Below are 11,701 nucleotides of genomic sequence, written 5' to 3'. Positions count from 1 at the left end.
CGCAGAAAGATAGCCAATGACAGTTGAGTGCACCCGGCTCAAATCCGGGCTGACAGTAGTCACACAGACCATGCAACATCTGGAAAGCGTTGCACTGGGTGTGTGGATCAAATCAGGTTCGCGCAATGAAACGACAGATGAGCACGGTATTGCCCACCTGCTCGAACACATGGCCTTCAAGGGAACAGCGCGCCGCAGCGCGCGCGAAATCGCAGAAGAGATTGAAGACGTCGGCGGCGAAGTAAACGCGGCAACCTCCACCGAGACCACCTCCTACTACGCTCGCGTCCTCAAGGATCACGTTCCGCTTGCTGTCGATATTCTGGCCGACATCCTGACCGAATCCGCGTTCGACGAGGAAGAGCTCGAACGCGAGAAGCAGGTCATCCTGCAGGAGATCAACGCGGCAAACGACACGCCCGACGATGTGGTCTTCGACAAGTTCTCCGAAACCGCCTATCGCGACCAGACGCTCGGCCGCGCCATTCTCGGCACGCCGCAGACGGTCGTTTCCTTCACCCCGCAGCAGATCCGCGGCTATCTCGGCCGGAACTACACCACCGACCGGATGTTCGTCGTTGCAACGGGCGCCGTCCAGCACGATGAATTCGTTCGCATGGTCGAGGACCGGTTCGCATCGCTGCCGACGACGCCAAGCGCGCCGCCGGTGATGGAGCCCGCCAAGTATATCGGCGGCAACATCCGCGAGACGCGCGACCTGATGGATGCACAGATCCTGCTCGGCTTCGAGGGCAAGGCCTACCACGCCCGGGATTTCTACTGTTCGCAGATTCTCGCCAACATCCTGGGCGGCGGCATGTCGTCCCGCCTGTTCCAGGAAGTGCGCGAGATCCGCGGCCTGTGCTACTCGATCTATGCCTTCCATTGGGGCTTCTCGGACACCGGCATCTTCGGGATCCACGCGGCGACCGGCGGCGAAAACCTGCCGGAGCTTGTTCCCGTTATTATCGACGAACTGCACAAGTCGTCGGCCAAGATCGAGAACAAGGAAATCGAACGCGCCCGCGCTCAGATCCGAGCCCAGCTGCTGATGGGCCAGGAAAGCCCTGCTGCACGCGCCGGGCAGATCGCCCGCCAGATGATGCTCTACGGCCGGCCGATCTCCAATCCGGAGATGATGGAACGGCTGGAAGGCATCACCGTGGACCGGCTCACCGATCTTGCCGGACGCCTGTTCTTCGACACCGTACCGACCCTTTCGGCAATCGGCCCGCTCGAGCATCTGGCTCCGATGGAGGACATCGCCGCCTCCCTGTCGGCTCCCGCCGCGCAAAGCAAACAGGCGAGCCTCTGAACCGACGTAGATCCTGCCGGGAGTGATCGATGCCAAAATCGGTTTTTCGGTTCCTGTCGCGGCAGCCGGAAGCAGTCGAGCTTGAGAACGAGCACTATGTGCTGCGCCTACCGCGTTATCAGGACTTCAACCAGTGGCACAAGCTGCGGGCGGCAAGCCGGCAGTTTCTGGAGCCCTGGGAGCCAACTTGGAGACGTGACGAACTGACGGAGGGCGCTTATCGCGCCCGCGTCATCCGCGGCAAACAGGAATATGCCTCCGGGCAGGCGATCCCCCTCTTCCTGTTTCGCAAGGACACGATGACGCTGCTGGGCGGCATCACGATCGGCTATATCAGGCGCGGCGCCGCGCAAAGCTGCATGATCGGCTACTGGATGGGCGAGGCTCACGCGGGCCAAGGTCATATGTTCGCCGCACTTCGGCTGGTTATACCCTACATCTTCGCAGCGCTTGAGTTGCACCGCATCGAAGCAGCCTGTATTCCAGACAACGCTCGGAGCATCCGCCTGCTTGAGAAAGCCGGGTTTAAGCGGGAGGGCTATCTGCGCGGATACTTGAAGATCAACGGTCAGTGGCATGACCATGTGATGTTCTCACTTTTGGCCACCGACGCCGATAAGGCAGGATAACCGACAGCCGATGACGAAAAAACGTATGCTGCCCTCATCACCGGCCGGACGAGTGATCGCGGTGATCGCAGCGCTTATGCTGTCAGCCTTGGCCCTCATGGCAGGTGCCGTGCAGGCCGCCGAACCGGTAAAGATTTCCCGCGACGACACGGCTCTCGATCTCACCGCCACCACCGAAATCTATGCCAACCAGGGTGAGGCCTTCCAGGTCTCCACCGCGGCAGGCGCCGATGGTATTCGGCGCCGTATTGAGGTACGTGCCAGCTCGGACAACCACCAGGGCGACTGGGCGGTCTTTGCGCTCGCCAACGTCTCCGACGAACAGCTCGAGCGCGTCATCGTGGCGCCCCACTTCCGACTGGTGAACTCCAAGCTTTTCTGGCCGGATCTCGGCTCGCAGCGCATCATCGCGATCACGCCGAGCGAAGGCTTTGCACTGGACCGGCAACCAAGCGATGAAGCGGACGTCTTCCGCATCACGCTCAACCCGGGCGCCGTCATCACCTTCGTTGCCGAGCTGACAAGCCCCGAACTGCCGCAGATCTATCTGTGGGAGCCGGATGCATACAAGGACACGATCAACGCCTTTACGCTCTATCGCGGCATCGTTCTCGGCATCGCCGGCTTGCTCGCGGTGTTCCTGACGATCCTGTTCGTGGTGAAGGGCACCTCGATGCTGCCCGCGACGGCAGCCCTCGCCTGGGCCGTGCTCGGCTACATCTGTGTCGACTTCGGCTTTCTCGGCAAACTTGTCAGCATCGCCTCGTCCGACCAGCGAATATGGCGGGCCTGTACGGAAGTCGCGCTGGCGTCTAGCTTCGTCATCTTCCTGTTCACCTATCTCAACCTCAATCGCTGGCACACGCATCTCGGCTACCTGACGCTTGCCTGGGTACTTGGCCTCGCGCTGCTCTTTGGCGTCGCGATCTACGATCCTGCGATTGCGGCAGGCGTGGCCCGCCTCTCCTTTGCCCTGACCGCGACGGTCGGGCTGCTGCTGATCGTCTATCTCGGCCTCAACCGATACGACCGCGCAATTCTCCTCGTGCCGGCCTGGGCGCTCATCCTCGTCTGGATATTCGGTGCCTGGCTGACGATTACCGGCCGACTCGACAACGACATCATCCAGCCGGCGCTGGGTGGCGGTCTGGTTCTCATCGTGCTCTTGATCGGCTTTACCGTGATGCAGCACGCCTTTGCCGGCGGCGCGTTCCAGCAAGGACTGTTTTCCGATCTCGAGCGGCAGTCGCTGGCCCTGACCGGCTCCGGCGACACGGTCTGGGACTGGGACGTAGCGCGCGACCGTGTCGTCACGATCCCCGATGTTTCGGTGAAGCTTGGCCTCCCCGCCGGTGCCATGCACGGGGCGGCCCGCAACTGGCTGCCGCGTCTGCATCCCGACGATCGCGACCGCTTCCGGGCAACGCTCGATGTGCTGCTGGAGCATCGCCGCGGGCGCCTCAATCACGAGTTCCGAATTCGCGCCGAAGACGGCCACTTCCACTGGCTGCTGATCCGCGCGCGGCCCGTGCTCGGTTCCAATGGCGAGATCATCCGTTGCGTCGGCACGATCGTTGACGTGACGGAACAGAAGAATTCCGTCGAACGCCTGCTGCAGGACGCGCTGCACGACAATCTGACCGGCCTTCCGAACCGGCAACTGTTCCTCGACCGCCTGCAGGGCGTCCTGACCCTGGCGCCGAGCGGCGACGCGTTTCGCCCGACGGTGATGGTCATCGATATCGACCGCTATAAGCTCGTGAACGATACGCTGGGGATCGCCGCGGGCGACAACATCCTGATCGCGCTGACGCGCCGGCTGCGGCGGCTGCTGAAGCCGCAAGATACGTTGGCGCGGCTTGCTGGCGATCAGTTCGGTCTCATCCTGGTTTCGGAGCGAGACCCGGCCAAGGTCGCCGATTTTGCCGATGCCATCAGCAAGGCGATCATGGTGCCGATCAACTTCGCCAACCGCGAGATCATCCTGACGGCATCCATCGGCCTCACCTCCTTTGTCGACCAGCAGGAAAGCGCGTCCGGAATGCTGAGCGATGCGGAGCTTGCCATGTACCGCGCCAAGCGCGCCGGCGGCAACCGCGTCGAGCCGTTCCAGCCTGCCTTCCGCGACTTCGGCGCCGATCGGCTGCAGCTCGAAACCGACCTGCGCCGCGCGATCGAGCGCAAGGAACTCTCGATGGTGTACCAGCCGATCGCCGGGCTCGAGGATGTGGAGATCGCCGGTTTCGAAGCGCTGATGCGGTGGGAGCATCCCAAGCGCGGCAGTATTCCGCCTTCGGAATTCATTCCGATCGCGGAAGCGTCCGACATCATCAACACGCTCGGCATCTTCGCGCTGGAACAAGCAACGAACGACCTGATGAGCTGGGAAAGCCAGACCGGCGAATTGCCGATCTTCGTCTCGATCAACCTGTCCAGTGCACAGCTGCTGAACAATTCGCTTTACGAAGACGTTCGCTCGGTCCTTGCCAAGACGCATTGCGAGCCGTCGCGCCTCAAGCTCGAGCTGACGGAATCCATGGTCATGGAAAACCCGGAACAAGCCCGTCTCGTTCTGGAAAAGCTGCGCGGCGCCGGCCTCGGACTGGCGCTGGACGATTTCGGCACCGGCTACTCCTCGCTTGCCTATCTCACCCGCTTCCCGTTCGATACGATCAAGCTCGACAAGACGCTGGTGCGCGACGGCAGCGACAAGAAGGCGACCGTGCTTCGCTCGGTCATCTCGATGGCGCGAGAGCTCGAGATGAAGGTGGTGGCCGAAGGTATTGAGTCCAACGAGGACGCGATCGAGCTGGCGAAGATGGGCTGCACCTATGGGCAGAGCTATCTTTTCGGACCGCCAATGGCCTCGGAATCTGTGCTGCGCCTGCTGAAAGAGCGCTTCCCTCTTACTCGGCGCGCCTAAACAGAGAGCGCCAAGCTATGCCGCGGCCTGTCGCGGCGTGGCGGCCCCGGCGATCAGCTGATGCATGTATTCGAGCTTGGCCACCACCGGGGCTGAGAGCACGAACGGATAGGAATCGGGCTGCCCCATGCTGCGCTGTATCGAGTTGATCGCAACGCTCAGGGGCACCCACGCATCCACAAGCTGGTCGGCGCTTGCCGCCCTGTACGGGTCGAAATCCACCTCCGCCGCCATCTCTTCGTGACCGCGAGGATCCACCGCGATACCAAAAGCGCGAGCGGTCTCCAAAGTGTCGACGATATGGAGATAGTGAGCAAAGCATTCTGCGAAATCCTCCCACGGGTGGGTGCTAGCATAGGCACTGATGAAGCTCTCCTGCCAGCCCGCCGACGGGCCACTTGCGTAGTGCTGCGCAAGTGCTTCACCGTAGTCCTGCCGCTCATCGCCAAAAACGGCCCGGAAACCGTCGAAGTTGCCCCTATCACGCACAAGGCGGTTCCAGATGAAATGGCCCGTCTCATGGCGGAAATGGCCGAGCAACGTTCGGTAGGGTTCATTCATGGAGGTCCGCGCCTGTTCGCGCGTGAGATCGTCGGCCTCGGCGGCGCGAATTGCGATCAGGCCTTCCTCGTGTCCCGTCATCGCCGGGACCACACTACCGTCGGACTGGACGACATCTTCGAGGAAGTCGAAAACAAGGCCGCCAGCGGGATCTTGCGTGCGATCCGGATGCGGCAGCCGCCAACGCAACAGCGAGTAGAAGAGATGTCGTTGGGCCTGACTGATGCGGCGCCAACGGTCGACGCCATCCTGCGTCTCCGAATTCGGCACGAGCCGATTATGTCGGCAGGCGACGCAGTAGCCACCCACTTCTCCATCCTCGACGAGCCAGTTGCAGATATCGAGGCCAGCGTTGGCGCAGAACCGCACCAAGTCCGGTTGGGCGACGTATTGCCAGAGATCTCCGTCCTGCTGCTGGACGGCATGCATCCGCAGGCCATTCGGCAGGAAGCCGAGGCGATGACCGCACCTGACGCATTGGCGATTGTCGAAATGAACAACCTGGTCGCAGTTGTCACATACAAAGAGCCTCACCGCGCGCCTCCATCAGAAAAACCCGCTGCGCAAAAACGCAACGGGCCACTTCCAAAAACGAGATCGGCAGATCAGAGCCGGTCTACAGCATTCTTCAGCTTATCCTTGACCTTGCCGGTCGCAACCTGGGCCTTGCCCTTTGCTTCCTGAGCCGCGCCTTCGGCTCGAAGGGAGTTATCGCCGGAAGCCTTTCCGATTGTCTGCTTCGCCTTGCCGGCGATTTCGTTCGTCTTACCGGAAATCTTGTCGGTGGTGCTACCCATCTTGTGTCTCCTTGTTGGCGCGCTTTATGCCCGCCTGCCAGATGGAAACGCCATGATACGCAAATCGTTCCGGATAGAATTATGCGTGACCGGCTTCGGTCGACAGCATCGCGGCCGTGACGCCCATGCCCGCCAGAGCGCGCTCATATTTGTCGTCAAGATTGCGGTCGAAGATCAATTCTTCGTTGGCCGGGCAGTTCAGCCAACCATTGTTGCCGACCTCGGCCTCCAGCTGACCAGCGCCCCATCCGGCATATCCGAGCAGCATGGTCGCTCGCTTGGGGCCGGCGCCCTTCGAGATGGCGCGGATGATATCCAGCGTCGCGGTCATGCAAATATCGTCACTGACCGGAATGCTGGACTCGCAGAGATAATCGTCCGAATGGAGCACGAAGCCGCGACCGCTTTCGACCGGACCACCCGTCTGGATCAGCAGATCGCGCGAATGCGGAGGCAGCATGATCGCCTCTTCGTCCTTGATCATTTCCAGGTGCAGAAGGACATCGGTAAAGGTGAGATCCTGGGGTCTGTTGATGACAAAACCCATGGCGCCCGCATCCGAGTGGGCACAAATGTAGATGACGGTTCGGGAAAAATTGCTGTCCGCCATCCCTGGCATGGCAATCAGGAACTGACCATCGAAGAAGCCGCGTTCACGTCCATTTTTCAGCGTTGACAAGGACATCCGTACCTCCTGCTGCCAGACCGCACGAGGCCCCGACAGATGAAACATGTGCCAATCTCACAGATCAATCAACTGAAAATGAAAAATAAATTGGCCCGGTCTTCTGGCCGAACTTCCGGGTTTTCAATAAACCTTTGTTCCATGATCATTATTTCCCGCTTTCCTAAACTATTGCAGCGCGCTGTCGTTTCGGCCGGCATATGTTTGTCCGTCATTTCTCCCGTGCGGGCGGAGATGTCCGCCTGGGCCGACAACGAAGGCGGGCGGATGCGGCTGGTGGCCTTGCCGCCGGATACCGATGGAAAGATCCGGGCCGGGCTGCAAATCGAGCCGAAACCGGGCTGGATCACCTATTGGCGGGAGCCCGGAAACAACGGCATTCCGCCGCAGGTAACGATTGCGGCGGACGGCGGCGTCACGCTCGACCGGATGCTTTACCCTATCCCCAAACACATCGCCGACGGACGCGTCGACGAGGTCGCCTACGACGCACCGCTGACCTTTCCGCTCGAACTGTCGGCCACGGGCGGGACGCCAAAGGAAATCAAGGCGAACGCTTTCATCGGCATCTGCAAGGATATCTGCGTGCCATTCCAGGCCGAACTGACGCTGGAGCTTTCGCCAGCCGCGCGCTCACGCCCGGAGGAAGAGCAGATATTGAGCGCTGCGGCCGCACGCCTGCCAGAGGCCCCTTCCCCGGATTTCCAGGTCACGGCGCATGCGCTTTCTGCCGATCGAAAGGAGTTGAGCCTTTCCGTGACCCTGCCTGAAGGCGGCAGCCGCGTTCCGGATGTGATCGTGGCCGGCCCCAGCGGGTACGTCTTCACCGAGCAGCTGGACGGCAAGCGCGACGACAGGGATTTCACCACGACGGTCGCCATCGGCAAGCTGCCCAAGAACTACGATATTCAGGGCAAGAATTGGAGCGTGATGGTGATCGATGGCGCTCGCGCGATCGAGACGCCACTTGCCTTCGACTAAGCTGTTTCTATAGTCCACCGACCAATCCCGCGGCTCAGGCCGCCCTACAGCCAAGACCAGGAGAGTGCCATGACAATCGCAATCGGCGACAAACTTCCCGCGGCAACGTTCAAGGAAAAGACGGCGGACGGCCCGGTCGAGACGACCACCGAGGGCCTGTTCAAGGGCAAGCGGGTCGTGCTGTTCGCCGTGCCCGGCGCCTTTACGCCGACCTGCACGCTCAACCACCTGCCGGGCTATCTCGAAAACCGCGATACCATTCTCGCCAAGGGCGTTGATGATATCGCCGTCGTTGCCGTCAACGACTGGCACGTCATGGGCGCCTGGGCACAATCGACAGGCGGATTGGGCAAGATCCATTTCCTTCCCGATTGGGATGCCTCCTTCACCAAGGCGCTGGGGCTGGATGCCGATCTCTCCGGCGGCGGTCTCGGCGTGCGGTCGAAGCGCTATTCGATGCTTGTCGAAGATGGCGTCGTAAAGTCGTTGAACGTCGAGGAGAACCCTGGCCAGGCCACGGTTTCCGGCGCTGCGACGATGCTCGAACAGCTCTGATCGCCGCCCTCGATTGACCAGCGAAAGCGGCCGCCTTGGCCGCTTTTTTTGTTTTTGATACCCTTTGCGTTCCGCCACCATTTTGCCACATTCGTTATAATATAACACGTAATGTTATTACATTAATGAGGCATCGATGAGCAAGACACGGTTGGGCATCAGAACGAGACTGATCGGCTATTCCGCCGCCACGCGCGTCCTCGGCGTGCTTCTGCTCGTCGGCATGCTCTGGGGAGCGATCAGCTGGGCCGCGCGCCTGCCATGAGTTCCGAGCTGATCCGGTTTGACGACGTCACCATCGCTTACAACAGGCATCCGGCGGTCCATCATATCTCGGGTACGATCACGGCGGGCAGCCTGACCGCCATCGCCGGTCCGAACGGCGCCGGCAAATCAACGCTGCTGAAGGCGATCGCAGGGGAGCTTCGACCCGCCGCCGGGACAATCAAACACGGCCTGCAGCGCAACGAATTCGGCTATCTTCCCCAGGCGACCGACATCGACCGACGCTTCCCGATCTCCGTGATCGAAACGGTCTTGGTCGGTGCCTGGCGGCAAACCGGCGCGTTTGGGCGCGTCGGCAAATGCGAGATGACGAACGCTTTGCAAGCCATGTCTGCTGTCGGCCTGGAGGGCTTCGAGACCCGTCAGATCGGTTCGCTGTCGGCCGGCCAGCTGCAGCGCGTTCTGTTTGCCCGGCTGTTGCTGCAGGATGCCAAGGTTATCCTTCTCGACGAGCCGTTCACCGCGATCGACGCGCGAACCACGCGTGACCTGCTCGATATCATCGCACGATGGCATGGCGAACGCCGGACCGTGATTGCCGTACTTCATGATTTCGAGCAGATCCGCGCCCACTTTCCGCAGTCCTTGCTGCTCGCCCGCGAACCGATCGCCTGGGGGCCGACCGTCGACGTGATGTCGGCGCAAAACCTGCTGAAAGCACGCGCCATGGCGGAACGCTGGGATGCGGACGCGGACATTTGCGAGCCGGCCGCATGATGACGCTTCACGATCTGCTTTGGGGGCCCTTCATCGAATACGGCTTCATGCGCCGTGCGCTCGTCGCCTGCCTGTGCCTGGGGCTCGGATCCGGCCCGATCGGCGTGTTTCTGATGCTGCGACGGATGAGCTTGGTCGGCGATGCGATGAGCCACGCCATCCTGCCGGGTGCCGCGATAGGCTACCTCGTCGCCGGATCGCTGTCGCTAACGGCAATGGGCTTGGGCGGACTGATCGCCGGGGTGGCGGTGGCGCTCCTGTCGGGCGCCGTCAGCCGCGCGACGGTGCTGCAGGAGGATGCAAGCTTCGCCAGCTTCTATCTCGCATCGCTGGCGCTCGGCGTGCTGATCGTGTCGCTGCGGGGGTCGAACATCGACCTGCTGCATGTTCTCTTCGGCACAATTCTGGCGATCGGCAACCCTGCCCTCTTTCAGATCGGCGCCATCACGACGCTGACGCTCATCGTGCTCGCGGTCATCTACCGGCCATTGGTCGTCGAATGCTTCGATCCGAGCTTCCTTCGGGCGATCGGCGCCCGCGGCTCGGTCTATCACCTGCTCTTCCTGCTGCTGGTCGTCCTCAATCTCGTCGCCAGCTTCCAGGCGCTTGGCACGCTGATGGCCGTGGGCCTGATGATGCTGCCCGCAGCGATCGCCCAGCTCTGGGCGCGCAGCCTGGCATCGATGATGGTCGTTGCCGCCGCAAGTGCCACCGCATCAGGCTACCTCGGCCTCATCGCCTCCTACCACCTCGAGCTCGCCTCAGGGCCGACGGTGATCGTGACGGCGGCGTTGATCTACGGACTTTCCATCGTTTTCGCACCGTCGGGGCTTCTCCGACGCTATTTTCCCCGCCCGCATCTGACGGGCTGACATCCAGGAGACTTTCATGATGTCCCACAGACTGCTTCTTTCCGCTGCGCTCCCTCTCTTGATGAGCCTTTCGGCCATGCCGGCCTCGGCTGAAACCTTGAAGGTGGTCGCGTCGTTCACCGTGCTTGCCGATGTCGTCAGCCATGTCGGTGGGGAGCATGTGAAGGTCACGAGCCTCGTCGGCCCGAACGGCGACCCCCACGAGTTCGAGCCATCGCCCGCCGATGCCAGGAACCTCAAGGCAGCGAAGGTCGCCTTTGTCAGTGGCGAGGGGCTGGAAGGCTGGATGGACCGGTTGATCAGCGCCTCGGGCTACAAGGGCCAGCCGGTCATGGTATCGGACGGCATCAATACCCGCACCATGGAAGAGGACGGGCAAACGGTAACCGACCCGCACGTGTGGAACAGCCCTGTCAACGTCAAGGTCTGGGTTGCCAATATAGAGAAGGCGCTGTCGGCGGCCGATCCGGCTGATGCCGCCGCGTTCAAGGCCAACGCCGCGGCCTACGGCAAGACGCTCGATGCGCTGGATGCCTATGCGCATTCGAAATTCGACGCCATACCGGACGATCGCCGCAAGGTGCTGACGAGCCACGATGCCTTCGGCTATTTCGGCCGGGAGTATAATGTCGGCTTTCTTGCCCCGCTCGGCGTATCGACGGAAGGCGAAGCGTCGGCGGCCGACGTCGCCAGGCTGATCGAGCAGATCAAGGCGGAGCACGTGAAGACGTACTTCTTCGAGAACTCCAACGATCCGCGCCTAGTGAAGCAGATCGCCAAGGCGACGGGCGCGGAACCGGGCGGCGAACTCTACGTCGAGTCACTGTCGGCACCGAAGGGACCGGCGCCGACCTACGAGAAGATGTTCCGCTACAACGTCGACCAGATCGCCGCCGCGATCGCAAAGACGATGTGATCGCCCGCGAAGGCTAGACCTGCAGATCGAATACGATCAGCCCGCCCAGACCGCCGTCCGTCGACGAGACTATGCGCTCGCCGACGGCGACGTGTTCGGGGTGAACAAGATAGACATCGCGGGCTTCCGGGCTTTCGAAGGTGACCGTGAAGCCATCGACGAACCCTGCGTGCAGGCCCTCCGGCGAAACATTCGGGCCATGCTTGATGTCGAGGATGCCGGGGATCAACTGCTTCAGCGCGACGATCGATTCGAACAAGGATTGCTTCTCTTCGCCCGACATCGCGGCCTTCAGCCGCATCAGCACGCAGTGCAGAATCATATGGTGACCTCCCGAATAATATCGTCGGCACAATAGAGAGAAAACATAACAGGACAACCCACGAAGGCATCTCCTGCAACATGCGCGGCTCGCCCAAGCGTTTCTACGGGGTGGCCATTTCAAATGCGGTAACCGTCGTAAAC

13 protein-coding genes are annotated in these 11,701 nt (G+C 61.6%); 9 read left to right on the top strand and 4 right to left on the bottom strand.

The window, feature by feature from the left end:
- Window positions 1-16 precede the first annotated feature (16 nt).
- Genes A6U87_RS03125 through A6U87_RS03115 form a run of 3 tightly spaced genes read left to right on the top strand, consistent with a single transcriptional unit; the run spans window position 17 to window position 4,867 of the window.
- A complete protein-coding gene (locus A6U87_RS03125) occupies window positions 17-1,315 on the top strand; it encodes a pitrilysin family protein (RefSeq protein WP_065689751.1) in 1,299 nt (432 codons plus the stop codon).
- A 29-nt stretch (window positions 1,316-1,344) separates the two neighbouring features.
- Window positions 1,345-1,944, top strand: coding sequence for a GNAT family N-acetyltransferase (locus A6U87_RS03120; protein WP_065689750.1), 600 nt, complete (start codon window positions 1,345-1,347; stop codon window positions 1,942-1,944).
- 10 nt (window positions 1,945-1,954) lie between these two features.
- A complete protein-coding gene (locus A6U87_RS03115) occupies window positions 1,955-4,867 on the top strand; it encodes a sensor domain-containing phosphodiesterase (protein ID WP_065689749.1) in 2,913 nt (970 codons plus the stop codon).
- A 15-nt stretch (window positions 4,868-4,882) separates the two neighbouring features.
- Here the strand turns inward: A6U87_RS03115 and A6U87_RS03110 are convergent, their stop codons facing one another.
- From A6U87_RS03110 to A6U87_RS03100, 3 genes are all read right to left on the bottom strand, one after another.
- Window positions 4,883-5,962: a putative zinc-binding metallopeptidase gene (locus tag A6U87_RS03110; protein ID WP_065689748.1), complete on the bottom strand. Its 1,080-nt coding sequence runs from the start codon at window positions 5,960-5,962 to the stop codon at window positions 4,883-4,885.
- A gap of 71 nt (window positions 5,963-6,033) precedes the next feature.
- Complete coding sequence (locus A6U87_RS03105; protein WP_065689747.1) at window positions 6,034-6,225, bottom strand: CsbD family protein; 192 nt, start codon at window positions 6,223-6,225, stop codon at window positions 6,034-6,036.
- A gap of 79 nt (window positions 6,226-6,304) precedes the next feature.
- The gene (locus tag A6U87_RS03100) at window positions 6,305-6,910 is read right to left on the bottom strand and encodes a YqgE/AlgH family protein (protein WP_065689746.1); all 606 of its coding nucleotides are present in this window, start codon (window positions 6,908-6,910) and stop codon (window positions 6,305-6,307) included.
- Window positions 6,911-7,051: 141 nt separating this feature from the next.
- Between A6U87_RS03100 and A6U87_RS03095 the strand changes: the two genes are divergently transcribed.
- The 6 genes from A6U87_RS03095 (at window position 7,052) to A6U87_RS03075 (ending at window position 11,236) form a co-directional block, all read left to right on the top strand.
- Entirely contained in the window at window positions 7,052-7,891 is an 840-nt protein-coding gene (locus A6U87_RS03095) for a protein-disulfide reductase DsbD domain-containing protein (protein ID WP_065689745.1), read from the top strand.
- A 69-nt stretch (window positions 7,892-7,960) separates the two neighbouring features.
- Window positions 7,961-8,446 (top strand): peroxiredoxin, encoded by a 486-nt coding sequence (locus tag A6U87_RS03090; RefSeq protein WP_065689744.1) that lies wholly within the window; start codon window positions 7,961-7,963, stop codon window positions 8,444-8,446.
- A gap of 136 nt (window positions 8,447-8,582) precedes the next feature.
- Window positions 8,583-8,711 carry a hypothetical protein gene (locus tag A6U87_RS30555; protein WP_275078367.1) on the top strand — a complete coding sequence of 43 codons (129 nt, stop codon included), beginning with the start codon at window positions 8,583-8,585 and terminating at the stop codon, window positions 8,709-8,711.
- A complete protein-coding gene (locus A6U87_RS03085) occupies window positions 8,708-9,448 on the top strand; it encodes a metal ABC transporter ATP-binding protein (protein WP_065689743.1) in 741 nt (246 codons plus the stop codon). The genes A6U87_RS30555 and A6U87_RS03085 overlap by 4 nt, the downstream gene beginning before the upstream one ends.
- On the top strand, window positions 9,448-10,320 hold the full coding sequence (locus tag A6U87_RS03080; RefSeq protein ID WP_065690241.1) for a metal ABC transporter permease: 873 nt from the start codon (window positions 9,448-9,450) through the stop codon (window positions 10,318-10,320). The genes A6U87_RS03085 and A6U87_RS03080 overlap by 1 nt, the downstream gene beginning before the upstream one ends.
- A gap of 16 nt (window positions 10,321-10,336) precedes the next feature.
- The gene (locus A6U87_RS03075; RefSeq protein ID WP_065689742.1) at window positions 10,337-11,236 is read left to right on the top strand and encodes a metal ABC transporter solute-binding protein, Zn/Mn family; all 900 of its coding nucleotides are present in this window, start codon (window positions 10,337-10,339) and stop codon (window positions 11,234-11,236) included.
- Between the two features lie 13 nt (window positions 11,237-11,249).
- On the opposite strand, the gene A6U87_RS03070 is transcribed toward A6U87_RS03075, so the two are convergent.
- Window positions 11,250-11,558, bottom strand: coding sequence for a Dabb family protein (locus tag A6U87_RS03070; protein WP_065689741.1), 309 nt, complete (start codon window positions 11,556-11,558; stop codon window positions 11,250-11,252).
- Window positions 11,559-11,701: the final 143 nt, after the last annotated feature.

It is taken from the genome of Rhizobium sp. AC44/96, assembly GCF_001692185.1.
Taxonomy (GTDB): domain Bacteria; phylum Pseudomonadota; class Alphaproteobacteria; order Rhizobiales; family Rhizobiaceae; genus Rhizobium.
This window is presented reverse-complemented; position numbering and strand designations above follow the sequence as displayed.